At 34.6% G+C, this 23,473-nt stretch carries 27 protein-coding genes and 4 pseudogenes; 28 read left to right on the plus strand and 3 right to left on the minus strand.

Annotated elements, in window-relative coordinates; all coding sequences use genetic code 11:
* Positions 1-21 precede the first annotated feature (21 nt).
* From rpsC to NL281_RS06210, 28 genes and pseudogenes are all read left to right on the plus strand, one after another.
* Positions 22-636, plus strand: a complete 615-nt coding sequence (gene rpsC / locus NL281_RS06075) for a 30S ribosomal protein S3 (RefSeq protein WP_253303169.1) — start codon at positions 22-24, stop codon at positions 634-636.
* A 14-nt stretch (positions 637-650) separates the two neighbouring features.
* On the plus strand, positions 651-1,064 hold the full coding sequence (rplP, locus tag NL281_RS06080; protein WP_182320428.1) for a 50S ribosomal protein L16: 414 nt from the start codon (positions 651-653) through the stop codon (positions 1,062-1,064).
* Between the two features lie 11 nt (positions 1,065-1,075).
* A complete protein-coding gene (gene rpmC, locus NL281_RS06085; RefSeq protein ID WP_006279350.1) occupies positions 1,076-1,279 on the plus strand; it encodes a 50S ribosomal protein L29 in 204 nt (67 codons plus the stop codon).
* Entirely contained in the window at positions 1,272-1,508 is a 237-nt protein-coding gene (gene rpsQ / locus NL281_RS06090) for a 30S ribosomal protein S17 (RefSeq protein WP_007549925.1), read from the plus strand. Before rpmC ends, rpsQ begins: the two co-directional genes overlap by 8 nt.
* A 13-nt stretch (positions 1,509-1,521) precedes the next feature.
* Entirely contained in the window at positions 1,522-1,881 is a 360-nt protein-coding gene (rplN, locus tag NL281_RS06095) for a 50S ribosomal protein L14 (protein ID WP_006279348.1), read from the plus strand.
* Positions 1,881-2,198 carry a 50S ribosomal protein L24 gene (rplX, locus tag NL281_RS06100; protein ID WP_006279347.1) on the plus strand — a complete coding sequence of 106 codons (318 nt, stop codon included), beginning with the start codon at positions 1,881-1,883 and terminating at the stop codon, positions 2,196-2,198. The genes rplN and rplX overlap by 1 nt, the downstream gene beginning before the upstream one ends.
* 6 nt (positions 2,199-2,204) lie before the next feature.
* The gene (gene rplE, locus NL281_RS06105) at positions 2,205-2,738 is read left to right on the plus strand and encodes a 50S ribosomal protein L5 (RefSeq protein WP_010962750.1); all 534 of its coding nucleotides are present in this window, start codon (positions 2,205-2,207) and stop codon (positions 2,736-2,738) included.
* A gap of 16 nt (positions 2,739-2,754) precedes the next feature.
* Positions 2,755-3,063 (plus strand): 30S ribosomal protein S14, encoded by a 309-nt coding sequence (gene rpsN / locus NL281_RS06110; RefSeq protein WP_006279345.1) that lies wholly within the window; start codon positions 2,755-2,757, stop codon positions 3,061-3,063.
* A gap of 21 nt (positions 3,064-3,084) precedes the next feature.
* Positions 3,085-3,480 carry a 30S ribosomal protein S8 gene (gene rpsH / locus NL281_RS06115; protein WP_007551150.1) on the plus strand — a complete coding sequence of 132 codons (396 nt, stop codon included), beginning with the start codon at positions 3,085-3,087 and terminating at the stop codon, positions 3,478-3,480.
* Positions 3,481-3,496: 16 nt separating this feature from the next.
* Positions 3,497-4,042 carry a 50S ribosomal protein L6 gene (gene rplF / locus NL281_RS06120; protein ID WP_007551152.1) on the plus strand — a complete coding sequence of 182 codons (546 nt, stop codon included), beginning with the start codon at positions 3,497-3,499 and terminating at the stop codon, positions 4,040-4,042.
* A 5-nt stretch (positions 4,043-4,047) separates the two neighbouring features.
* The gene (gene rplR / locus NL281_RS06125) at positions 4,048-4,419 is read left to right on the plus strand and encodes a 50S ribosomal protein L18 (protein ID WP_006279867.1); all 372 of its coding nucleotides are present in this window, start codon (positions 4,048-4,050) and stop codon (positions 4,417-4,419) included.
* Between the two features lie 12 nt (positions 4,420-4,431).
* Positions 4,432-4,944: a 30S ribosomal protein S5 gene (gene rpsE / locus NL281_RS06130; protein ID WP_010962748.1), complete on the plus strand. Its 513-nt coding sequence runs from the start codon at positions 4,432-4,434 to the stop codon at positions 4,942-4,944.
* 3 nt (positions 4,945-4,947) lie between these two features.
* Complete coding sequence (gene rplO / locus NL281_RS06135) at positions 4,948-5,418, plus strand: 50S ribosomal protein L15 (RefSeq protein ID WP_253303170.1); 471 nt, start codon at positions 4,948-4,950, stop codon at positions 5,416-5,418.
* 3 nt (positions 5,419-5,421) lie between these two features.
* Positions 5,422-6,750, plus strand: a complete 1,329-nt coding sequence (gene secY / locus NL281_RS06140) for a preprotein translocase subunit SecY (RefSeq protein ID WP_010962747.1) — start codon at positions 5,422-5,424, stop codon at positions 6,748-6,750.
* Positions 6,747-7,388: an adenylate kinase family protein gene (locus NL281_RS06145; RefSeq protein ID WP_182366930.1), complete on the plus strand. Its 642-nt coding sequence runs from the start codon at positions 6,747-6,749 to the stop codon at positions 7,386-7,388. The genes secY and NL281_RS06145 overlap by 4 nt, the downstream gene beginning before the upstream one ends.
* Before the next feature lie 59 nt (positions 7,389-7,447).
* Positions 7,448-7,816, plus strand: coding sequence for a 30S ribosomal protein S13 (rpsM, locus tag NL281_RS06150; RefSeq protein ID WP_253303171.1), 369 nt, complete (start codon positions 7,448-7,450; stop codon positions 7,814-7,816).
* A 24-nt stretch (positions 7,817-7,840) separates the two neighbouring features.
* Entirely contained in the window at positions 7,841-8,227 is a 387-nt protein-coding gene (gene rpsK / locus NL281_RS06155; RefSeq protein WP_065094543.1) for a 30S ribosomal protein S11, read from the plus strand.
* Positions 8,228-8,248: 21 nt separating this feature from the next.
* Complete coding sequence (locus NL281_RS06160) at positions 8,249-9,316, plus strand: DNA-directed RNA polymerase subunit alpha (RefSeq protein WP_253303172.1); 1,068 nt, start codon at positions 8,249-8,251, stop codon at positions 9,314-9,316.
* Between the two features lie 7 nt (positions 9,317-9,323).
* Positions 9,324-9,752: a 50S ribosomal protein L17 gene (gene rplQ, locus NL281_RS06165; RefSeq protein ID WP_007550873.1), complete on the plus strand. Its 429-nt coding sequence runs from the start codon at positions 9,324-9,326 to the stop codon at positions 9,750-9,752.
* 23 nt (positions 9,753-9,775) lie between these two features.
* The gene (locus NL281_RS06170) at positions 9,776-10,126 is read left to right on the plus strand and encodes a YraN family protein (RefSeq protein ID WP_012673177.1); all 351 of its coding nucleotides are present in this window, start codon (positions 9,776-9,778) and stop codon (positions 10,124-10,126) included.
* A 41-nt stretch (positions 10,127-10,167) separates the two neighbouring features.
* On the plus strand, positions 10,168-10,728 hold the full coding sequence (atpH, locus tag NL281_RS06175; protein WP_010962742.1) for an ATP synthase F1 subunit delta: 561 nt from the start codon (positions 10,168-10,170) through the stop codon (positions 10,726-10,728).
* Positions 10,725-12,266, plus strand: coding sequence for a F0F1 ATP synthase subunit alpha (gene atpA, locus NL281_RS06180; RefSeq protein ID WP_182320407.1), 1,542 nt, complete (start codon positions 10,725-10,727; stop codon positions 12,264-12,266). The genes atpH and atpA overlap by 4 nt, the downstream gene beginning before the upstream one ends.
* A gap of 9 nt (positions 12,267-12,275) precedes the next feature.
* Entirely contained in the window at positions 12,276-12,770 is a 495-nt protein-coding gene (gene greA / locus NL281_RS06185) for a transcription elongation factor GreA (protein WP_077190318.1), read from the plus strand.
* A 6-nt stretch (positions 12,771-12,776) separates the two neighbouring features.
* A complete protein-coding gene (ribB, locus tag NL281_RS06190; protein WP_007549343.1) occupies positions 12,777-13,421 on the plus strand; it encodes a 3,4-dihydroxy-2-butanone-4-phosphate synthase in 645 nt (214 codons plus the stop codon).
* 71 nt (positions 13,422-13,492) lie between these two features.
* Positions 13,493-14,086: pseudogene (locus NL281_RS06195) on the plus strand (M48 family metallopeptidase); the annotation flags it as partial.
* Between the two features lie 860 nt (positions 14,087-14,946).
* Positions 14,947-16,044, plus strand: a pseudogene (gene ltrA / locus NL281_RS09270) (group II intron reverse transcriptase/maturase).
* Between the two features lie 106 nt (positions 16,045-16,150).
* Positions 16,151-17,373: pseudogene (locus NL281_RS06205) on the plus strand (IS4 family transposase).
* 386 nt (positions 17,374-17,759) lie between these two features.
* Positions 17,760-18,929, plus strand: coding sequence for an IS4 family transposase (locus NL281_RS06210; RefSeq protein ID WP_253302993.1), 1,170 nt, complete (start codon positions 17,760-17,762; stop codon positions 18,927-18,929).
* 637 nt (positions 18,930-19,566) lie between these two features.
* Here NL281_RS06210 and NL281_RS06215 read toward each other — a convergent pair.
* From NL281_RS06215 to NL281_RS06225, 3 genes and pseudogenes are all read right to left on the minus strand, one after another.
* Positions 19,567-21,069 carry a leucyl aminopeptidase gene (locus tag NL281_RS06215; RefSeq protein ID WP_253303173.1) on the minus strand — a complete coding sequence of 501 codons (1,503 nt, stop codon included), beginning with the start codon at positions 21,067-21,069 and terminating at the stop codon, positions 19,567-19,569.
* A gap of 96 nt (positions 21,070-21,165) precedes the next feature.
* Complete coding sequence (locus NL281_RS06220) at positions 21,166-21,807, minus strand: protocatechuate 3,4-dioxygenase (protein WP_253303174.1); 642 nt, start codon at positions 21,805-21,807, stop codon at positions 21,166-21,168.
* A 384-nt stretch (positions 21,808-22,191) separates the two neighbouring features.
* A pseudogene (locus NL281_RS06225) lies at positions 22,192-23,414 on the minus strand (IS4 family transposase).
* Between the last annotated feature and the right edge of the window lie 59 nt (positions 23,415-23,473).

Genomic DNA, 23,473 nt, shown 5'->3' on the forward strand with positions numbered 1-23,473 from the left:
TAATAAGGAAAGTGCAAAAATATGGGAAACGTTAATCCTAAAGGATTTAGGTTAAAAATAATTAATACTTGGTCATCTATTTGGTATGCTGAGAAGGGTTATAAACAAGGGTTGCATCAAGATTTGTCTATTCGCAGTTATATAAATGAATCTTTTAAGCATGCTGGTGTTTCTAAAGTAATTATAGAGCGTACGATCGATTTGGTATCTGTAATAATACATTCTTCTAGACCTGGAGTGATAATAGGTAAGAAAGGCTCGGATATTGAGAAGATAAAGCAAAAGATAGCTGAAAAAGTAAAAAATAATGTGGAAGTGAATGTAGTAGGGGTTAAAAGGTCTGAAATAGATGCAGTTTTAATATCAAACAGCATTGCACAGCAGTTAGAAAAAAGGGTTTCATTTAGAAGAGCGATGAAAAAAGCTATTCAAAGTTGTTTGAGGATGGGTGCTAGAGGTATTAAAGTAAGTTGTTCTGGGCGCCTTGGCGGAGCTGAGATAGCTCGTACTGAGTGGTATAAAGAAGGCCGTTTGCCTTTGCATACTTTACGTGCTAATATAGATTATGCTTTTGCTGAAGCAAAAACTATATATGGCATCATAGGAGTTAAGGTCTGGGTTTATATTGGTAGCTAATTAGGTATATTGAAATGTTTGTTCCTAAAAAAAGTAAATATAAAAAAGTATTTAAAGGACGAATTAAGGGTAACACGAAAGGTGGTAGCACATTATCTTTTGGAGATTATGGTCTAAAGGTTATGGAAGCAGGTAGGATTCAATCTAAGCATATTGAAACTGCAAGGCGTGTAATATCTAGAACATTAAAACGCTCTGGTAAAGTGTGGATAAGAATTTTTCCTGATACCCCTGTTAGTAAAAAGCCGGCGGATGTGCGTATGGGTAAAGGGAAAGGTAGTGTTGAGTTTTGGGTATTTAAAGCTAAGCCCGGTAGAATGTTGTTTGAAATTAGCAGTGATGTTCCCATGCATTTAGCAAGATTGGCGCTTGAAAAGGCAACTGCTAAGCTTCCTATGAAGTGTAAATTTGTATCTAATCATAATTAAATGGAGTTGCAATGGATATAGCTGACATTGAATCGAGGTCCTCGCAAGAATTGCATGAAATTCTTGTGAATTTGAGAAAAGAGTTTGTTAATTTGGTTTTTCAAAAGAAGCTGGGCCAGTGCAACAATATTTCGCGTTTTAGCTTAATAAGAAAGAGCATAGCTCGTATTTTAACTACATTAAATAAAAGAAGAAGAGAGGAAAAGAATGCCTAAAAAGGTTTTTTGTGGTACTGTAACTAAGGCTAAGTGTGATAAGACTGTAAAGGTTTCGGTATTACAAGTGTATAAGGATGAGCTGTATAAAAAGGTTATAAAAAAATACAAGAAGTATACAGCACATGATGAGAATAATAGTTGTAAAGAAGGGGACAAGGTTTTAATACAAGAACACAAGCCTATTTCTACTACTAAAAAATGGGTTATTGTTAATAGCTCACATTGAATAGGATATTTATATGATTCAAAAAAATACATTGTTGGAAGTAGCTGATAATTCTGGCGCGCGTGCAGTGCTTTGTATTGGTTTATTGGGTGGTAGAAAGTCTGCATCTATAGGTGACACAGTTATTGTATCTACTAAATCTATTACTCCAAGAGGGAAAGTTGAGAAGGGAAAAGTATATAGAGCAGTTGTGGTGAGGGTGAAAAGCCCTATTAGAAAATCTGATGGTTCTGTAATTCGTTTTTCTAGCAATGCTGTAGTTTTGATTAACGATCAAGGTGAACCACTTGGCACTCGGGTGTTTGGTCCGGTAAAAAAGTTATCATCTGGTTCTTTTATGAAGATAATGTCATTAGCTGTTGAGGTTTTATAATGAGTGCTAAAATAAAAAGTGGTGACGACGTTATAGTTTTAACTGGTAAAGATAAGGGAAAAATTGGTAAGGTAATCAAAGTTATAGCACGTGATGCTAAAAAGAAAGTAATTGTTTCTGGAGTGAATGTGCATAAGAGACATACTAAACCAAAAGCTGGTAGTAGTGGTGGTATATTAAATAAAGAGTTAGCTATTGATATATCCAACGTTGCAACATTGGACCCTAAATATAAAACTCCAACTAGAGTGGGGTTTAAGGTTATAGACGGTAGAAAAGTGCGTTTTGCAAAAGTTTCTGGAGAAGTGATAGATTAGGTTGATATGTTTAAAGAATTGTATAAAGATAGCATAGTAAAGTCCTTGAAGGATAAGTTTAATTACGGCAATATAATGCAAGTGCCTAAACTTGTCAAGGTGTGTATCAATATGGGCGTTGGAGATGCTGCTACAGATAGTAAAGCAATAAATGAACCACTTGATAGCCTATATTTGATTGCTGGGCAGAAGCCTTTATCAACTTTTGCAAAAAAATCTATTTCTGGCTTCAAGATCAGAAAAGGTGCTACAGTAGGTTGCAAAGTAACTTTGCGTAGAGATAAAATGTATGAGTTTTTAGAAAGATTGATATATATTGCTTTGCCAAGGGAAAAAGATTTTAGAGGATTTAGTGTGAAGCAATTTGACGGTAATGGTAATTTTTCCTTTGGTATAAAGGAACATATCTCGTTTTTAGAAATAGACTATGATAAAATAAGTAAAATTAGAGGTATGGATATTAATATTATAACAAGTGCAGTTAGTGATAAGGAAGCAAAGGAATTATTACTGGCTCTTAAATTTCCTTTTTTTGATTAATTGAGAGGAGAAATATATGGCAAAAAAATCTATGATAGAAAGAAATCTTCGCAGAATAAAGTTGTGCGATCAATATAAAGAAAAAAGAGAAAAATTGAAATCTATAATAAATAATAAGAATTTGTCTATTGTAGAAAGGTTTACAGCTCAAAATAAATTAATTAAAAAATTGCCTAGAAATTCTTCTAAAACCAAAATTAGAAATAGGTGTGCTTTAACTGGGAGACCAAGAGGAGTATATAGAAAATTTGGTTTATGTAGAATTGTTTTGCGTGATTTATGTTCTTTTGGGCAAATTCCAGGAGTTACAAAGTCTAGTTGGTAAATATAATATAAGGAGTATATTGTGGCGTTATCTGATAGTATTGGTGATTTTTTAACAAGGATACGTAATGCTCAATTGGCAATGCATAGGGCAACAAGGGTACTATTTTCTAAGATGAATTCTTCTATATTGGAGATTTTAAAAGAGGAAGGGTATATCCTTGATTATGAAAAGCAAGTTGTAGATAATTTACCTTCTTTCATTGTAAAATTGAAGTATTATGAGAAGTCACCTGTAATTAGTGACATAGTTAGGGTGTCAAAGCCTGGTTGTCGTCGTTATTCTAAGTATAAGGACATTTCTAAAGCATATAATGGTCTTGGTATTTTTATTATATCGACACCCAAAGGAGTGATGACTGATTATAATGCACATAAGTTAAAGGTTGGTGGAGAAGTTTTGTGTCGTGTGTTTTAAATAATAGGAGAAATTCATGTCTCGTATAGGTGCTGCTCCTATCAATATTCCTGCTGGTGTTTCAGTTGAATATAATAATGGTAGTATGTTAATAAAGAGTGCTAAGGCTGAAAAGGAAGTTAGCTTGATCAGGGATGTTGTGTGTCAGATTATTGATAATCAGCTATTGCTTTCTGTTGATCAAGATAAAGATAATTATGATAAAATAAAGCCTATGTGGGGCACTTATAGGAGTAATATTAATAATATCATTAACGGCATGGTTGATGGTTTTTCTGTTAATCTTGAGATTAACGGTGTGGGATATAAGGCAGAGTGTGATGGTAAGTATTTGACTTTATATCTTGGTTATAGCCATAATGTTAAATATAAAGTGCCTAAAGATGTTGAGATTAAGTGCATAAAGCCAACTCACTTAGTAGTTAGTGGTATGGATAAGCAGAAGGTCTATATGGTGGCGTCTGATATATGCAAAATTAGAAAATATGATCCTTATAAAGGTAAGGGTGTTGTAATAAAAGGCAAATTTATGCTGCGTAAGGTTGTAAGTAAAAAGAAGTAATAAAAATGAAAAGATCGTATAATTTTTTAAGTAATTCTGAAAAAAGGAAGTTACGTAATAGAGCGAAGCTTGACAAGAGCGCTGAACGTTTACGTATATCCATATTTAAATCTAATAGGCATTTTTATGTCCAGTTAATTAATGATGTAAAAGGAATAACTCTCACTTCAGCTTCTACTTTGGATGCTAAAATTAAGGATGTATGTAAAGGGAAAGTCAACGCTGAAACTATAAAACAGGTTTCTTCTTTAATGGTTGAGCGTCTGTCTGGCATGAAATTAGAGCAGCAGCTTACGTTTGATCGTGGAGCGTATAAATACACAGGATTAGTTTCTCAATTTGCTGAGGCTTTAAGAAGTTCTGGATTTGAATTTTAGAAGGTTTTGAATATGGCTATAAAGAATTTACAAAATAATAATGATTTATCAGAGCTTTTAGTTTCGGTACGAAGAGTGACAACGGTTACCAAAGGTGGTAGAAGATTTTCATTTTCAATTTTGGTTGTTGTTGGCGATGAGAAGGGTAGGGTAGGGTGTGGAATAGGTAAGCACGCAGAAGTTGCTGAAGCAAGAGTCAAAGCTGTAAATGCTGCAAAGAAATCAATGATTAGAGTGTACTTGCGTGAAGGTAGAACTTTGCATCATGATATTAAAGCTAAATTTTGTTCTGGTGAGATAGTTTTAAGAACCGCAAGAGCCGGAACAGGTATTATTGCTGGTGGAGCGATTAGATCAGTTTTTGAGGTGTTAGGTATAAAGGATGTGGTAGCTAAATCCACTAGATCAAATAATCCTCATAACGTTATATGTGCGGTGTTTAAGGCTTTTGATAGTATGTTATCTCCTCGTCAGGTAGCAAGCAAAAGAGGCAAAAAGATTAGCGAGATAGTTGGAAACAGGTAAAGTATGAATAATGCTGTAAAATTAAACTCTATATTTACTAAATTATCTAAGAAAAAGAAGCCTAAGTTGCTGGGTAGAGGTATCGGTTGTGGTAAAGGTAAAACATCCGGTAGAGGGCATAAAGGGCAGAAGGCTAGAAGTGGAGTTTCTATAAATGGTTTTGAGGGTGGACAACAGTCTATATATACTCGTTTGCCTAAAAGAGGTTTTAAGCCTATACGTAGGAGCATATACTCTATAATTAATGTTGGCGATATACAGCGCTTAATGGAAGCTAAAAAAATAGTGAAAGACTCTGTTATAGATAAGGAGAGGCTGTATAAATTAGGTTTTATAAAGTCTATTAAGGATAAAATTAAACTTCTTAATAAAGGTAAGTTGAGCGAAAAATTTGTGTTTCGTGTTGATTTTGCGTCAGAAGCTGCAAAAAAATCTGTAGCTTCAGTTGGTGGTAGTGTGGAAATACTATCGTAAGTCATGGGCAATAAATCAGCATTTAATAGCTTGGATCCTACGTTGTTATATAAAGGCGATTTATTAAAGCGTATATTTTTTACGCTAATAGCTTTAATTTGCTATCGCTTGGGTACTTATGTGCCTATTCCTGGAATTAATCTTGATGTAATTAATGATATATTTCCCAAAGATGGCTCAGGCGTTTTTGGAGTATTTAATTTATTTTCTGGTGGTGCATTGGCTAGAATGACAATTCTAGCATTGAACGTTATGCCATATATAATGGCTTCTATCATTATTCAGTTACTTTCTTCTGCGATTAAAGGAATGAAGGAAGTTAAGAATGATGGAGAGTCAGGCCGTAGAAAGATGAATTCTTATATACGCTATCTGACCATAGTAATTTGTGTATTTCAATCAATTCCAATTTTGGTTGGATTGGAAGGGATGAATAGGGAAGGGGTATTGGTTGTAATCGAACCTGGTGTTATGTTTCGTACAATAGGTGTTTTCAGCCTTTTAGGTGGAACTATGCTTTTAATATGGCTTGGTGAACGAATCAGCGCTAGCGGTATAGGCAATGGTATCTCATTAATCATTTTCACGGGTATAATATCAGAGTTACACAGCGCTTTGTCATCTTTGTTAACGTTAAATAAAAACGGTAGCGTATCGTTATTTATTATCCTTTTTGTTTTGGTATTGTTTTTTTTGCTGCTACTCTTAGTTATTTTTGTAGAGTCTTCTTATAGAAAGGTTATTGTTCAACATCCTAAAAAGCAATTTAAAAGATTACATAATGACGATTTTACTTATATTCCATTGAAGATTAATTTATCTGGTGTAGTACCAACCATTTTTGCTAATGCAATTTTATTGACACCTATTTCAATTGCAAATTTCTATAAGGGGCACGCTTTTTCTGATTTTATTTTGAATTACTTTATGGCAAATAAAGTAGTATATATTGTAGCCTATTTGGTGCTGATAGTATTTTTTAATTTTTTCTATACCAATTTTATATTTAATCCAGAGGAAAACGCAGATTTTCTTAAAAAAAATGGTGGTTTTATACCTGGTAGAAGGCCTGGGAAACATACTTCTGATTACCTTCAAGATATAGTTTTTAAGTTGACATTCATTGGCTCTGCGTATTTGGTAGTCATATGTACTGTACCTGAAGTTATGAGATATTATTATGATATACCATTTATTTTTGGTGGGACGAGCTTACTGATTATAGTGAACGTTATTACTGATACTATTATGCAAATACAATCTTATATTTTTTCAAATAGGTACGACAACTGGATAAAGAAATATGAGTCTAAAACGAGGAAAGTAAGATGATCATTACGATTTTTGGTCCTCCAGGTTCTGGTAAAGGTACTCAGTCAAGCTTGTTAATAGCAAAATATAATTTAAAATTAATTTCAGTAGGGGATTTATTAAGGAATATTATATCTAGCAGTAATGAGTTAGGTAAAAAAATAAAGGGTACCGTGGAATCTGGTAATTTAATTCAAGATGAAATTATATGTGGATTATTACGTGACCAGCTTGCATTAGTGGATGATAATTGCTTATTAGATGGTTTTCCGAGAAATTTAAACCAGGCTCATTTTTTGACTCAAGTTTTGCAAGAAAAATATAATAGGGATGTTGACATTGTAGTTGAGCTGCAGCTTGACGATAATATTGCAATCGATAGGTTAAAAAATCGTCTCGCGTGTTTGGACTGTAAAAGCATATATAGTGTATCTTCTTTTAAGAGTACTACTTGTGCTAAATGTAAAAGTACGAGGTTAGAGAAAAGAATTGATGATGCTGATATGTCTGCAATTAATAAGAGAATAAGTGAATATCACCTTCAAATGAAAGGTTTACGCGAGTATTATAAAGGCAAATTATTAACAATTGACGCTAATTTGAGTGTTGATGAGGTAACGCAAGAGATTGAAAGTAAAATTTCTTGTAATTTGGTTTGACTCTGAGTTGTTTTATGGTATAAATTAAGAGTTGTTATTAATAAAGTATCGAGGTACCAGTGGCACGTATTGCAGGCATAAATATTCCAGTGAGGAAATGTGTTCCTTTTGCATTAACTTATATATATGGTATAGGTATTGTTACTGCGAATGTAATTTGTCACGCTTGCGAAGTTGATAAGCGCAAACGTGTTTCAGAATTACGAGATGAAGATATAGAAAAGATCAGCGGTTTCATTAGACAAAATTATGTTATAGAAGGTGAGCTCAGAAAAGAAGTGGCTATGAACATAAAATCTTTAGTGGAAATGGGATGCTATAGAGGGGTGAGGCATAGAAAAGGTTTACCTGTGAGAGGGCAAAGGACTCATACTAATGCTAAGACTCGTAAAGGTAGATCTCGGTTGCCTATTGCTGGGAAAAAATAAAATTTATTATTATTGTGAGTTTTAATGAAAAAAGTCAAAACGGTTGGTAAGAGTAAGAAGGAGTTTATTACTGGTGTTGTCCATATTCGTGCAACTTTTAATAATACTTTTGTAAATGTAACTGATGTTCATGGTAATACGCTATGTCAAACTTCTGTGGGTGCATGTGGTTTTTCAGGTTCGAGAAAATCCACACCTTATGCTGCAGGTAAGGCTGCGGAGTCTGCTGCGAAGAACGCAATGGAGAGATTTGGTATGAAGGTTGTCTCTGTAATAATTCGCGGTCCTGGCTTTGGTACCGAAGCTGCGGTTAAAGCACTTCAGAGCTGTGGGTTGACTGTGACTTCAATTGCAGATAAAACCGCAATTCCTCATAATGGGTGCAGGTTAAGAAAAAAAAGAAGAGTATAGGATATTTGAAAAGGTTGTTTTATGTATTATAATAATGATGTTTCTCTCTGTAGCAATTTAGATAAATTGATTAAACCTAGTTCAGTTAAGGTAATATCAGATGATTCAAGTGAAAAAAGTGATATAGTGCTAGAACCGTTGGAAAGTGGTTTTGCTTTAACATTAGGTAATGCATTAAGACGTGTAATGTTATCTTCTCTTAAAGGTAGTGCTGTTTATGGAATAAAAATTGAAGGTGTAACTCATGAGTTCACTTCAATTCAAGGGGTGAGAGAAGACGTAACTGATATAGTATTAAATATGGGTATGTTGAGGTGTAAATTAAATGGTGCTTCTAATAAATGCTTAAATTTAAACGCTAAAGGGCCTTGCCAGGTATTAGCTGGGATGATAGAAACTGATGATCAATGCTCTATTGTTAATAAAGATTTGTTAATATGTACGCTGGGGCAAAATGTGGAGCTTAACATGACCATATATGTGGCTAGCGGAAAAGGTTATCTTCCTGTAACTAAATATAAAGAAAATGAACTTTTGAAGCTTATGGGTGAACAGGATTTAATTGGTTTTATTCCAGTTAATGCTTTGTATAGCCCTGTCAACAGGGTTTCGTACAGGGTAGAGAACAGTCGTGTTGGCCAAGTGACTGATAAGGATAAGCTGATATTGTCAATTGAAACTGATGGTACAATTTCTCCGAGTCAAGCTGTTGACTCTGCTGCAAGAATATTACAGGAGCAACTTCAGCCCTTTATTAGTTCTGATGTAAGTTATAAAAAATCGCAGGTTTCTTCGTCTAGTGGTGCTAAAGATTTGGGTTATGACCCTGTCTTATTGCGTAAGGTAGATGAAATGGAATTATCTGTCAGGTCTCATAACTGTCTGAAAAACGAAAACATCACTTATATAGGTGATCTTGTGCAAAAGACAGAAGGTGAAATGTTAAGAACTGCTAATTTTGGCAGAAAGTCTTTGAATGAGATTAAGGCAGTTTTGACTAATTTTGGCTTGTCTTTGGGTATGAATGTGCTAAACTGGCCACCTAAGGATATAGATGAGTTGGCTAAACAACATACTGATGAAGATTAGGTGATATATGAAACATGGAATAAAAAAACGTAAACTATCTCGTTGTACTGAACATAGATTATCGACGTTAAAGAATCTATCTATCTCATTAATTAACCATGAGCAGATTGTAACTACTTTACCAAAAGCTAAGGAACTTCGTCCATATGTCGAAAAGTTTATTACAATTGCTAAGAATAAGAATACTTTACATGGTAGAAGACTTTTGCTTTCACGCCTTCATAATAGTAAGTTAGCAGTTGATAAGTTATTAAACGTCTTAGCCAGCCGTTATCAAGATCGTAAAGGTGGGTATTCTAGAATAATAAAATTTAGCACTCGAAAGGGTGATTGCGCTTCAATGGCAGTGATAGAACTGGTTGATAGGGATATTGCAGCAAGAGGTAAGGTTTATAGTAAAAATAAAGAAGGAGGCAAAGTAGTTACACAAAGTTAATTGTTATCATAATTGTTCTTCTTGTGGTAAGTAGGTTACGCTACTTTGTAGGTTACTTTGGCGAGTTATTAGTTTTAGTATATTTAAAACTGAAATGGTATAATGTTATAAAACGCCGTTACCGTTGTAAGTTCGGTGAAATTGACTTAATTGTATCTAAAAAAAAGGAGCTGATTTTTATAGAAGTTAAAACAAGTTTACTTGGAAAAGAAATACCGATATCTCATCTTCAATGTCAGTCTATTATAAATTCTTCTAAGTATTTCTTAAGTAAAAACCTTAGTTTTTTAGATTATTCAGTCAGATATGATTTATATTTTCTTTCCTTAAAGAGAAGACCTGTTTATATAAAAAATGCTTGGATTGAAGAATGAAAGATTTGTAGCTGAATTAATTTAGATTTACTGGATTTAATATGAAAAAGACCCAATACAATAATTTAGTTTCATCTTACGCTAGAGTGCTATTTCATGTCTCAGGAAGCAGGTTAGGTATTATAAGGAAAGAAGTAGAATTTTTGTTGGCTTTTTTTAAGGATCAACGTGATGTTTTTGTGTACCTATCTCATCCTATGATTTCTTTTGCACACAAAAAAGAAGTGATGCTTTCTATAAATGAGCACTTGAGTGAGAATTTAGTAAAATTTATTATGGTTATATTTGCAAATAAACGCTCTAGTTTATTGATCCTTATATTAGAAAAATTCTTAAGTCTTGCAAGAGAAAATGAAAATGAATTCGAAATTACTATAAAGTCAGCAGAAACTTTAAAGGAATCTGATATAAAAATAATTACTGAATCTTTGAGCTTTCTTGGTAAAATAATAAAAGTAAGCAATGTGGTTGACCCTTCTATACTAGGTGGCTTCGTAGTTAGGTATGGTTTTAATTTGATCGATGCTTCGCTAAAAAGTTACTTGGATAGGTTAGTTGACTTAAGTAAAATGGAAATATTAAAAGTAAGGAATTTTGTATGAAGAACAGTATGAATGTTTCTGAGATAGCAAGTATAATAAGAGAAAAGGTTGAGACGTTTGATAATCCTATAAAGCGGGAAAATATAGGTGAAGTAATTTCAGTAACAGATGGTATCGCATTGGTTTATGGGCTGGAAAAAGCAAAATTCGGTGAAAAGGTATTTTTTGCAAGTGGTGTAGAAGGAATAGTTCTCGATTTAGATCATAATACGGCTGGAATAGTTGTGCTTGGTAATGACCGTGATGTGAAAGAAGGGGACGTTGTAAAATGTAGTGGTGATGTTGTGCAGGTGCCTGTAGGGCATGAATTGTTAGGGAGAGTTGTAAATGCGTTGGGCCATCCTATGGACGACGGTGGGGAAATTAGAGCCAAAAACAGAATGGATATAGAATCTAAAGCGCCAGGCATTATTGATCGTAAGTCTGTGCATGAGCCACTGCAAACAGGAATTAAAATTATAGATTTGCTAATTCCAATAGGTAGAGGGCAGCGTGAATTAATTATTGGTGATAGACAAATTGGTAAAACTACTATTGCGCTTGATACTATTATCAATCAGAAGAAGATTAACGATGAGGTAAACGAAAATCAAAAAGTTTACTGTGTTTATGTTGCTATTGGGCAAAAAATTTCAACAGTAGCAAAAGTGGTAAATAAGCTGAAAGAAAGCGGAGCATTAGAGTATACAACTGTAGTTGTGGCTAGTGCATCTGACTGCGCGCCTATGCAATTTTTAGCACCTTATGCTGGTTGCACTATTGGGGAATTTTTCCGTGACAATGGAATGCATTGTTTGATTATATATGATGATTTATCTAAGCATGCTGTGGCATATAGGCAGATGTCTTTATTGCTCAGACGTCCTCCTGGTCGTGAAGCTTACCCTGGAGATATATTCTATGTACATTCTCGCTTGCTTGAAAGAGCTGCTAAAATGTCTGATAAAAAAGGGCAGGGTTCTTTAACTGCTTTGCCAATTGTCGAAACTCAAGCTGGTGATGTATCTGCATATGTGCCAACAAATGTTATTTCAATTACCGATGGGCAGATCTTTCTTGAGTCTGAATTATTTTATAAAGGATTTCGACCTGCAGTAAATATAGGTTTGTCAGTTTCACGGGTTGGTTCTGCTGCACAACTAAAGTCTGTGAAGAAAGTTGCTGGTTCTATAAAGCTAAGCTTAGCTCAGTATAGAGAATTAGAAGATTTCGCAAAATTTGGTTCTGATCTTGATGCTAGTGTTCAATTATCCTTGAATAAGGGTAAATATCTTGTCGAGTTATTAAAGCAAAAACAACATTTACCTATGTCAATAGAAGAACAAGTAGTGCTGATGTATATTTTTTCTAACCTATATAATCAGTTAAGTAAAATACAAATAAGTTACATTAATAAATTTGAACATGATCTTATTAATTATTTTCATACTGTGCATCCTGGGGTTTTAAAAAAGTTGTCAAATGACATGAGTGATGATATAAAAGGTGATATTTTTAACATTGTGAGTAATTTCGTTACTCAATTTAATTGCGTTTAGGTGGTGATTATGGCTTCATCCATTATTAATAAATTTCCTATAACGAGTGAAGGTTTTGAGAATATGCAAGCCGAACTTGAAAAATTAAAGGAAGAAAAACCTTCTGTGATACAGGCTATTTCTGATGCTCGTGATCAAGGTGATTTGTCTGAAAACGCAGAGTATCATGCAGCACGGGAAAGGTTAGGTTTTATTGAAGGCCGTATAATGGAGATAGAAAGTAAGCTCTCACATGCGGAAGTAATAGAAGTAAAAAATTTGTCTGGTGATTCAGTAATGTTTGGTGCAACTGTGACATTAAGCATGTTAAGTGATAATAACGGTGAAGTGGAATATGTTTATAAGGTTGTAGGCGAATATGAAGCTGATGTTTCAAAGCAGTTAATATCTACTAGTTCACCACTTGGGAGTGCCTTAATCGGCAAAAAAGTCGGTGAATATGTGGAAGTGACAGTGCCAAATGGAGAGAAATTGTATAAAATAGTTAAGATTGAATTTAAGTAAATTATTATGGTACAGGCCACTTATGCTTCAATGAGTCTACCAGGTATTTCTTCTGTGGAAGATGTATTAGAGGATGCTCGTTCCGGTAAATTATTCATTTTAGTTGATGATGAAAATAGAGAAAATGAAGGCGATTTGATTGTCTTAGCTGAGAAAATAAAGCCGGAACATATGGCTTTTATGGTTAGGTACGGTACAGGGGTTGTTTGCTTAGCAATGACTAAATTTCACATGAAAAGGTTGGGCCTTAATTTCATGGAAAAGAAAAATATTGGTGAAAATCATACCGCATTTACTACATCAATTGATGCACGTTATGGCATTACAACCGGTGTTTCAGCAGAGGATAGAACGAAAACTATACATGCTGCTATCAACAAGGATGGTACTCAGGATGACATCATAACTCCAGGTCATGTTTTTCCTGTAATTGCACATAAAGGTGGGGTGGCACAACGTGCTGGTCATACTGAAGCGAGTGTTGAAATGGCGAAGTTAGTAGGGTTTGATCATTCAGCAGTTATTTGTGAATTAGTGAATGATGATGGCTCTATGATGCGCTTACCTCAGTTACTTAAATTTGCTGAACAACATAAAATTAAGTTAACTACCATCGACAAACTTATCAGTTACGTTAAAAATTTAAACTAGCGTTTATAAATTTGTATAATTTAAGTGTTAAAATATAGAATTTCTATAAATTATACAAGCACAGAATTTTCATGTTTAGAGTTGCTAAGTTTTTGACCTTATTGTTCTTTTTTGCATATTATAATAATGCTTACTCTATTAACATTATTAGAGATAGTGAAGTGGAAGCAATAGTGAAAGAGCTAGCGCAACCTTTATTTTCTGCTGCGGATATTGATCATGAGCAAATAAAAGTTTTTATAATTAATGACAATTCGATTAATGCTTTTGTAATTAACAATAACAGTATTTTCATTCATTTAGGACTTTTACAATATTTGGCTAAACCTTATGTCCTGCTTGGTATATTAGCACATGAGATTGCTCACATATCTGCTGGTCATATATTGCAAATGAGTAGTGCTATGGGTTATTTTCAATCGATAGCAATGATTAGTTATATGGTAGGATTAGTTTCTAGTATTATCATTAACCCTCAGGTTGCTGGTGCAATTTTGCTTAGTGGTGTAGCGTTTAGTTCAAGGCTATTTTTTAACTATTCTCAAGAGCAAGAAAGTGTAGCAGATAGCTATGCTTTAAGGTATCTTGATGAATCTGGCTATGATAATTCAGGTATGAAAGAGATTTTTGATTATTTTAAAAGTATTGAGCATGAGAACACCCAATGGCGTCAACTTAAGGAAAAATATCAGCGATAGTGTATAAAATTTCTCTCTAAATTTTTTATCATTAAATTATCCAAAGAGTGCAATAAACAGCACTTTTGTTTCTATTTTATTTCAACAAAGAAGTTTAAAATGTGTCCTTTTTAGGTGAAACATGCGTGCGCCAAGCAAAGTGCGTAAAGTCCAGTTGGTGAAAATCCAACCCAGGCAAAGCCTAGCCAGCAGGCTGGAACAAACCACTATGCTGCGTAAGGTAACGAGCGTAGTAAAGCTAGTGGAATGGACAACACAGGGTACAACGAAAGTGAAGGTATTGAGTCCCGAAATTCTCGATGTCATAGAGGTCGACACGTTGCATATAGTGGAAGACAGCAAGAAGGGTAACAATAGGGCAAGTTATCACTCACTCTATCGGGATCTGAGGCCGTATCACGTGTTGAGATGGAGTTTACGTAAACTTGGGAGATCCTTTGTATTCCTATTAAGGTACGTTGGAACAAGTCAACAAAGGCGAGTACTGACGGAAGATATAAAGGAAGTCGGACTGATTGATAGTACTCAGAGTGTGGGAAAGCCACATACAAGGGGAAGCGGTCAGCAATATAGTGACTGGTTTAGGAATTGCTATGCCAATACAACGGAGGTTGGAATAACGTGCAAAGAAAACTAAATCAGATAGCAGTAAGAGCCAGGCAAGATAAACGATTGAAATTTAATCGTTAATTCATCTGATAAACGCAGAGAATCTTGCTGAATGTTATAAAGAGCTAAAGCATAACAAAGCATGCGGTATAGACCAGGTGACAGTAGAAGCTTATGGAGAAAATCTTGAAGAGAAGCTCAACACTCTGGTGGATAGTATGAAAAGAAAGCGATATCAACCGCAACCAGTGAAAAGAGTATATATACCAAAAGCTGGAAGCAAAGAGAAACGCGGGCTTGGAGTACCGTCTACAGAAGATAAGTTAGTCCAGATAATGCTGAAGAAGATATTAGAAAATATTTATGAAGCTAACTTTCTGGATAACTCATATGGTTTTCGTCCTGGTAGAAGCTGTCATCAAGCGGTAAATGCACTAAATAAAGCAGTTATGTACAGACCAACTAACTATGTAGTAGAAGTTGATATCAAGAAATTCTTTGATAATGTCCAGCACAAATGGCTAATGAGATGCTTGAGAGAACGGATAACAGACCCAAACATACTGTGGTTAGTAAAACGATTTCTTAAGGCAGGAGTAGTCGAAGCAGGACATTATGAAGCAACTGAACTAGGCACACCTCAGGGGGGAATAGTAAGTCCTATACTAGCTAATATATAGTTGCATTATGTGCTGGATTTGTGGTTTGAAAAGAAATTCAAGCTAAGATCTAAAGGTTATATGGAGCTAGTTAGGTATGCAGACGATCACCTGATTTGCTGCGAAAGAGAAAAAGATGCTAGAGAACTCTTAGAGTCACTGAAACAAAGGCTAGGAAAATTTGGACTGGAAATATCTGAAGACAAAACAAGAATAGTAAAGTTTGGCAAAAAGGAGTGGCAACAAGGAATAAGGGAGAAACGAAAAACGGAAAGTTTCAACTTTCTAGGATTCACCCATTATGGTACAAGGAGTCGTAAAGGTAGAGTAATGGTAGGTCATAAAACCTCGAAAGAAAATCTATCTAGAAAACTTAAAGAAATCAAAGAATGGGTGAAAAAGATCCGAAATAAAGTTCACCTTAAAGATTGGTGGTCAATACTTAAAGCAAAACTAACAGGACACTATAACTACTTCGGAGTTAGCGGAAATTACCGGTGGTTGAATAAATTCTTCTGGCGGGTAATCAAGCTAGCGTATAAATGGATAAACCGACGTAGTCAGAAGAAGAGTATGAATTCAAAGCAATTTATACACTATCTACAAGTTAATCCATTACCAAAACCAAGAATATGCTACTCATTATATACAAAATAGGAAATGCTGTGAATACTACATTGTGGAGCCGTGTGCGGGAAAGCTGCAAGCACGGTTCTGGTGGGGGAGTCATAGCGATAAAACTTAATCAGGAGGATTTAAAACTATGACTTCTACCAAACAAAAAGGAAAAAATTTTATTCTACAAATTAAAAATATAATATACTCGAAAGCTTTTCAGAGAATCCATTGTGTTGAGTTTTACACGAACAAGAAAACTTCCTTTTTCGGCAGTATTTTCTATGATTTTAAAGTTAGTTAAAAAAAGTTTGGGAATAGAATGTGAACTTATGGAGCCATTGACATGTACCCTCAAAGCAAGCTTTTTCTAAAGCAAGATATAAGATTTGTCATACAGGTTTTAAAGAATTTAAGCATCCAAACAGCCTATCAAGATGAGCCTGAGTTGGAGAGGCTATAGGCTTATTGCAGCAGATGGTTCTGGTATGAGATTACCCAGCTCTGAGGAAATTGTATCCGAGTTTGGCCGCTTTAAACCAAATGGAACAACAGGCACAATGCCACCATTGGCAATTTGTTTGTTGATTTGTGTACTTCGCTGATTTGTAGTGCTCGTCTTGCGGCTTGGAATATAGGTGAACAAACGTTGGCGGAAGAGCAATTACCCGAAGTTATCACTCAAATGCGTTCATTAAATCAAAAGAAATTATTATTTATCTATGATCGTCTTCAGTAAAATTCATTCAGCAGCATTATGAATTGAAAGTAGACTTTATTTTTCGCTTGCAAAAAAGAAATTATAGCAAGCTATGGGAACGAATTTCATCTGGTGAATTAGATTTTGATTTTGTGCTAGAAAATAAAACGAAAAGCCAAAAAGTAAGAGTAATAGTGCTGACATTAGCCAACGGAGAAACAGAGGTATTGGTTACTTCACTTTTTGATCGAGAAAAATTTACTTTGGAAGATATCAGCAAAGCTTATGTATTAAGGTGGCATATAGAGGAGTGCTATAAACGACTCAAAATAGGTGCAGAGTTAGAGAATTTTTCTGGCGTAAATTTAGAGGCTGTATTACAAGAATTTTGGGCAAACTTAGTCATGTGTAATATATTGTCGCTTCATATGTGTGATGCACAAGGGCCTTGGAATCCAGATCAAATTGCTGAGTATCGTTTAAATTTTTCGGTTTTATTTGGTGTAATGAGGCAGAAACTCTATCAGGTACTTATTGCGCCAAAAAACTTTCAAGCCCTTTTTGATAGAGCAAGTATACGCGCTAAAGTTAAAATCCGACCGGGACGATTGTATAGCCGCGATAAGGTAGATAAGCCCAAACGCCATCATGTCTTTAGGAGAGTTTGCTAATGAAAGTTCTTAAGTTGACGCCATTGCCTGTTCTCCCTCATCATACCCTCACTATTACCCACAAATAAAAACATAGTATTGTATTTACTCAAATAATTTAATTTTATTAACCTGAAAGCTTATTAGATTAAAATTATTAAACTAAGAGTTATAATTTTAGCAACTAAAAGCTGTAAATTGCACCATATAAACAGTTATTTCAAGCAAAAGTTATGCCATTAAGAGCTATGCAACAAACATTTATATTTGTGGGTAATAGTAAGCATCATACCGTCACGGTATCTCCAGATCCCGCTAACAAGTAGCGGGATGACGATTGTCAGGGTGTCATCCATAAGTGTTGAAAGTAACACAAAAAAGACATAAAGAACTATTATTGCAAGAAAATGGAGGCAATAATGGATCAAATAGAAAGAGTACTAAATTTAATAAAAGATGAGGATTTAGAAAGGCTAGGAAAATTAAGTGAAGTAGATAAATGTAATACTAAATTGTTGGGCAAGATTATATTTAAAGGTCTAATGAAGTTAATATTAATGGGGCAAAAAACAAGCCTAAGAGCGCTAGAAATGGTAATAAACAGGTGTATAATGGATAAGAATAGCGATAAAAGTACAGTAACATACAGTGGTTTGTCAAAAAGGTTAAAAGTTATAAATCCAGAATATTTTAAGGGAGTATATATTGATTTGATGAGCAAGATTAAAAAGCTATTACCCCAAAAAACATTAAATAACTTACATAAGTTTGATTCGACGATCATAAATTTATCGGGATATCTCATAAAAGATGGGCTAAAAATAGGCGGTAAAAGTAACGACAGTCAAGTTAAAGTGAGTGTAGGATTAAAGGATCAATTGCCGACAAGTATAAGATTTTGTAAAGGACAAGAAGAAAGTAGTGAAGATATAGCATTAGTGAGAGCAATTAATGAAGCTAAAGTTGAAAAAGAGGATATTTTATTATTTGATAGAGGAATCAGAAAAGTTGGAACTTTTGCCGAATTTGATGAAAAGGAGTACAAATTTATCACAAGAGTTAAAGTAGGAAGAAAACATGATGTTATAAGCAGGAACAAAGTTATAAGAGAACAAAAATCGGATGGATCAGAGATTTTAGAAGATATAATAGTTAATCTTTATCGTGCACGAGGTAAAGTGGCAGAAAAGCATGATCTACGGCTAATAAAAATCAGAAATAAAATTGGAGATGAAATATGGTTTTTGACAAACTTGTTTGAAATGCCAGCTTATGAAGTAACAGAGCTATATAGGCGCAGATGGGATATAGAAGTGTTCTTTAAATTTATAAAGCAAAATCTTGGATATAAGCACTTTTTAAGCCATACTATGAATGGCATGAAGGTGTATATTTACATGATTATTATTACGGCTTTGTTATTTCTTGTTTATAAAATCAAAAATAATCTACATGGGTTCAAAATAGCATTACTGCAATTCACATTGGATCTAAATGACTCTTTTATACGTTCGATTGTTTTACTGTCGGGAGGTAATTTACATGCCGTTGATCATCTCATATCACGTTATTTTTGATACTTTCAACACTTATGCCCAGCGCCCCTATGATGTCATCCGAGTAGCCGACACTGGTTCCTTTATGATGGCAGTGCCCCTATGGTGTCATTCCAGTGCTTGACACTGGAATCCAGCCTTGCCGTAATCTCATCAAGAACGTTGTGTTTTAACATAAAACGGCTACTTTTATGCTTACCAACTTAATAAAATTCCTGGATCCCAGTGGGCTTTGTTGCATCGCTACTTATGAAAGGCTAACTATAGTTAGGATTATAAGTAACCTATTGAAAATCTTGTTTTTTTGCAATCAATCTGATCAAATTTAAGAATAGTAATTTATTATTTACATTAATAAATTTAATTCTATTGAAAATAGCTAAAGCATTGAAATTCTTGAATTTTAGCCGGATTAGTGAGTGGTAGTGAAATTTCTTTTACTCAAATTTAGGTATTCACTGACCGTTCTTGTTATAAATACCAGAATAATAAGCTACTGATATTCTCCACCTTTTTTATCTTTAATCCATCATAGCTAGCGATGCAACAAAGCCCACTGGAATCCAGAAAAAAAGAAATATGTATCAGCTACTTTCATTTGCTGCGCCTCAAAAATAAACGTTCATGTAGCTAAGCCATAAATCCAGTATAAAGACCTTTAATCATTGGCTTCGTAGTACTTCTCAACCAACTTATTAAGTAACCTTACACCAAAACCTACTGCTCCTCTTGGACAAATGTCAGTACCTTTCTCGTGCCAAGCAGTGCCTGCGATATCTAAATGTGCCCAGCAAGTTTCATTCACAAAACGCTGTAAAAACTGTGCAGCCATTATGCTATCTCCACCAGAGCCTGCAGGAGCGATGTTTTGAACATCAGCAATCGGTGAATCAATAATTTTGTCATAAGTTTCATTCATAGGAAAACGCCATAACTTCTCATTTACTTCATTTCCTGCATCAATCAGACGGTTTGCTAATTCATCATTATTTGAAAAAAGACCAGCATATTCGTTATTTCCAAGTGCAACCACTATAGCACCAGTTAAAGTTGCAAGATCAATCATAAATTTTGGTGAGAATCTATCTTGCGTATACCATAAAGCATCTGCAAGTATGAGCCTTCCTTCTGCATCGGTGTTCAACACTTCTATTGTTTGTCCAGACATTGAAGTTACTACATCACTTGGTCTTTGAGCATTACCACCCACTGCATTTTCTGCAAGTGCGACCACACCGATCGCATTTACTTTTGCTTTTCGTCCTGCTAAAGCATGCATCACCCCAACCACAGTAGCAGAGCCTGCCATGTCATATTTCATTGACTCCATACCACGTGAAGGTTTGAGTGATACTCCACCAGTGTCAAACGTTATACCTTTACCAACAAAAGCTATAGGCTTTTGTTCTTTAGAAGCTCCATTCCATTTTATCACTACTAATTTTGGTTCTTTACTACTTCCTTGTGCAACTCCAAGCAAGGCTCCCATTTTTTTCTCTTCCATCTGCTTTTTATCAAGCACCTCGATTTCAAGGCCAAGCTTAGTAAGTTCTTTTTTTATATGATCAGCATAGGATTCTGGATATAGAATGTTAGGAGGCTCTGTTATAAAAGAGCGCGCAAGGAATATACTCTCACCTTCTTGCCTTAAGTGCTCAAATGATCTTTCAGCATTACTTAATTGCTTATCTTTTACTAATACGGTAATCTCCTCTACCTCTGTAATTTTCTCATCCTTTTTAGTTTTATACTTATCAAACTTAAAACTACGCAGAAACGCACCATATGCAACATTTGCTGCACTACCTTCGATTAAAACCGCTGCTTTTTTAATTTTTAATCTGCTTAGCTCACAATATATTTTACCACCAATATTTAATTCTTTATTTTCATTCCATTCATCCTTCTTACCCAGTCCAACAACTATAACATTTTTTTCTTCTGGCAAAGCAGTAGAGAAAAATTCACCAAAACTTCCATTGAAATCGCTAAATTGCTTTATATTATCTATGACCTGTTTTCTTTGCAAAACTCCGCTATCATTTACAGTTTCGTTGTCTTCAAATAAACCCATTACTATTGTTTTAAAATCGGGCGAAATTTTAGAAATTGTTATTTTCATTGCTGGTATCTCCGTTGCAAATAATTGTAAATTGTACATAAAACATAGCAAAAACATCAGTAAGATATTTTTCATATACATCCTAAGTACAATAACACTTAAGTTTACTATGGACTCCCTTACATGCAAGGGTTTTTATCTTTTATTAGAGAACTTATTATATCCGCCCAAGGTAATGTTAAACGTATAGGTTTTTATGACCTGATCACTGTAAGTAAATGGTGTTATGAGAAGGCTTGCAAGCCCATTACTAACAAAATCTCCAAGAACAGGATCAGCACAATTATCGCAATTATGGTCAACAAAAAACATTTGCGTTGTGAATTCCGGAAAATCCGGATGTTGAACTAGAAAGTTGATATGTGGAGCTCTATCACCAATTTTACCAGGTGCTATCGTAATAAAATTATAATAGCCAAGATTATTCACTACAAACCTTCCTGATCCAGCAAAATTCGGATCATCCTCTATATTCTTATCGTAATGGTTCACGCCGCGTGAATTCGCGTGCCATATAGAAACTACAGCATTTTGTATTGGTAAACAGTTTATATCAGTAATTCTACCCACTATGTGTATTAATTCTCCTGTTGCACTATTTGGAGAACCAGGTTTCCTTCTTAAATTGTTTGAAGAGCTAAAATTTTTTGGCCTTGCATCAAGGTCATATATTTCTGGAGTTTCAATGCAGTTGAGCAAAACAGGATCAGCTGCAAATAGCGGCAAACTGAATACCATTTGTACTAAAAACGCTAATAAGATATTTTTCACATTCATTTCATTTATAATAGACTTCTTGCATAACCATATAACAAACTTTTATTGGAAATAGAAACGAAAAAACTTGCTTGACACCCTTCGCCAGCCCCCTTATCATAAAACTGAAGGTATTCAGTTATCTTCATCTGTGCAGATTAAACAGCAAGAAAACAACGTAGTTGGCGTCTTATTTTTAATTTTTTGCACTATGTGCACCTTATGTCTTCACAATATTTCTAGGTTTTTACCTACACAAGCTGAAACGCGCTATTTAAAACATTAAAAAACGCCAACTTAAAAAATGGATAGTGAATAACTAGCTACCCTAGGGTTTCTTTTGCCTTTTTTTCTGTTTAGTAAATTGTATCCGTTCAGGCAATGGCGTCAACTTAAGAACTTTCATTAGCAAACTCTCCTAAAGACATGATGGCGTTTGGGCTTATCTACCTTATCGCGGCTATACAATCGTCCCGGTCGGATTTTAACTTTAGCGCGTATACTTGCTCTATCAAAAAGGGCTTGAAAGTTTTTTGGCGCAATAAGTACCTGATAGAGTTTCTGCCTCATTACACCAAATAAAACCGAAAAATTTAAACGATACTCAGCAATTTGATCTGGATTCCAAGGCCCTTGTGCATCACACATATGAAGCGACAATATATTACACATGACTAAGTTTGCCCAAAATTCTTGTAATACAGCCTCTAAATTTACGCCAGAAAAATTCTCTAACTCTGCACCTATTTTGAGTCGTTTATAGCACTCCTCTATATGCCACCTTAATACATAAGCTTTGCTGATATCTTCCAAAGTAAATTTTTCTCGATCAAAAAGTGAAGTAACCAATACCTCTGTTTCTCCGTTGGCTAATGTCAGCACTATTACTCTTACTTTTTGGCTTTTCGTTTTATTTTCTAGCACAAAATCAAAATCTAATTCACCAGATGAAATTCGTTCCCATAGCTTGCTATAATTTCTTTTTTGCAAGCGAAAAATAAAGTCTACTTTCAATTCATAATGCTGCTGAATGAATTTTAATGAAGACGGTCGTAGATAAATAATAATCTATCTTGATTTAATGAACGCATTTGAGTAACGACTTCAGGTAATTGTTCTTCTGCTAACGTTTGCTCACCCACATTCCAAGCCGCAAGGCGAGCACTGCAAATCAGCGAAGTACATAAATCAACAAACAAATTGCCAATGGTGGCATTGTGCCTGTTGTTCCATTTGGTTTAAAGCGGCCAAACTCGGATACAATTTCCTCAGAGCTGGGTAATCTCATACCAGAACCATCTGCTGCAATAAGTCTATAGCCTCTCCAACTCAGGTTCATCCTGATAGGCTGTTTGGATGCTTAAATTCTTGAAAGCCTGTATGGCAAATCTTATACCTTGCTTTAGAAAAAGCTTGCTTTGAGGGTACATGTCAATGGCTCCATAAGTTCACATTCTATTCCCAAACTTTTTTTAACTAACTTTAAAATCATAGAAAATACTGCCGAAAAAGGAAGTTTTCTTGTTCGTGTAAAACTCAACACAATGGATTCTCTGAAAAGCTTTCGAGTATATTATATTTTTAATTTGTAGAATAAAATTTTTTCCTTTTTGTTTGGTAGAAGTCATAGTTTTAAATCCTCCTGATTAAGTTTTATCGCTATGACTCCCCCACCAGAACCGTGCTT

The sequence above is a fragment of the Wolbachia endosymbiont of Phyllotreta cruciferae genome (assembly GCF_918697765.1).
GTDB classification, from domain to species: Bacteria; Pseudomonadota; Alphaproteobacteria; order Rickettsiales; family Anaplasmataceae; genus Wolbachia; species Wolbachia pipientis.

Coding starts and splice junctions, on each gene's coding strand:
- rpsC (WP_253303169.1), top strand. CDS start 22: ATGGGAAACGTTAATCCTAAAGGATTTAGGTTAAAAATAATTAATACT.
- rplP (WP_182320428.1), top strand. CDS start 651: ATGTTTGTTCCTAAAAAAAGTAAATATAAAAAAGTATTTAAAGGACGA.
- rpmC (WP_006279350.1), top strand. CDS start 1,076: ATGGATATAGCTGACATTGAATCGAGGTCCTCGCAAGAATTGCATGAA.
- rpsQ (WP_007549925.1), top strand. CDS start 1,272: ATGCCTAAAAAGGTTTTTTGTGGTACTGTAACTAAGGCTAAGTGTGAT.
- rplN (WP_006279348.1), top strand. CDS start 1,522: ATGATTCAAAAAAATACATTGTTGGAAGTAGCTGATAATTCTGGCGCG.
- rplX (WP_006279347.1), top strand. CDS start 1,881: ATGAGTGCTAAAATAAAAAGTGGTGACGACGTTATAGTTTTAACTGGT.
- rplE (WP_010962750.1), top strand. CDS start 2,205: ATGTTTAAAGAATTGTATAAAGATAGCATAGTAAAGTCCTTGAAGGAT.
- rpsN (WP_006279345.1), top strand. CDS start 2,755: ATGGCAAAAAAATCTATGATAGAAAGAAATCTTCGCAGAATAAAGTTG.
- rplF (WP_007551152.1), top strand. CDS start 3,497: ATGTCTCGTATAGGTGCTGCTCCTATCAATATTCCTGCTGGTGTTTCA.
- rplR (WP_006279867.1), top strand. CDS start 4,048: ATGAAAAGATCGTATAATTTTTTAAGTAATTCTGAAAAAAGGAAGTTA.
- rpsE (WP_010962748.1), top strand. CDS start 4,432: ATGGCTATAAAGAATTTACAAAATAATAATGATTTATCAGAGCTTTTA.
- rplO (WP_253303170.1), top strand. CDS start 4,948: ATGAATAATGCTGTAAAATTAAACTCTATATTTACTAAATTATCTAAG.
- secY (WP_010962747.1), top strand. CDS start 5,422: ATGGGCAATAAATCAGCATTTAATAGCTTGGATCCTACGTTGTTATAT.
- NL281_RS06145 (WP_182366930.1), top strand. CDS start 6,747: ATGATCATTACGATTTTTGGTCCTCCAGGTTCTGGTAAAGGTACTCAG.
- rpsK (WP_065094543.1), top strand. CDS start 7,841: ATGAAAAAAGTCAAAACGGTTGGTAAGAGTAAGAAGGAGTTTATTACT.
- NL281_RS06160 (WP_253303172.1), top strand. CDS start 8,249: ATGTATTATAATAATGATGTTTCTCTCTGTAGCAATTTAGATAAATTG.
- rplQ (WP_007550873.1), top strand. CDS start 9,324: ATGAAACATGGAATAAAAAAACGTAAACTATCTCGTTGTACTGAACAT.
- atpH (WP_010962742.1), top strand. CDS start 10,168: ATGAAAAAGACCCAATACAATAATTTAGTTTCATCTTACGCTAGAGTG.
- atpA (WP_182320407.1), top strand. CDS start 10,725: ATGAAGAACAGTATGAATGTTTCTGAGATAGCAAGTATAATAAGAGAA.
- greA (WP_077190318.1), top strand. CDS start 12,276: ATGGCTTCATCCATTATTAATAAATTTCCTATAACGAGTGAAGGTTTT.
- ribB (WP_007549343.1), top strand. CDS start 12,777: ATGGTACAGGCCACTTATGCTTCAATGAGTCTACCAGGTATTTCTTCT.
- NL281_RS06210 (WP_253302993.1), top strand. CDS start 17,760: ATGGAGGCAATAATGGATCAAATAGAAAGAGTACTAAATTTAATAAAA.
- NL281_RS06215 (WP_253303173.1), bottom strand. CDS start 21,069: ATGTACAATTTACAATTATTTGCAACGGAGATACCAGCAATGAAAATA.
- NL281_RS06220 (WP_253303174.1), bottom strand. CDS start 21,807: ATGAATGTGAAAAATATCTTATTAGCGTTTTTAGTACAAATGGTATTC.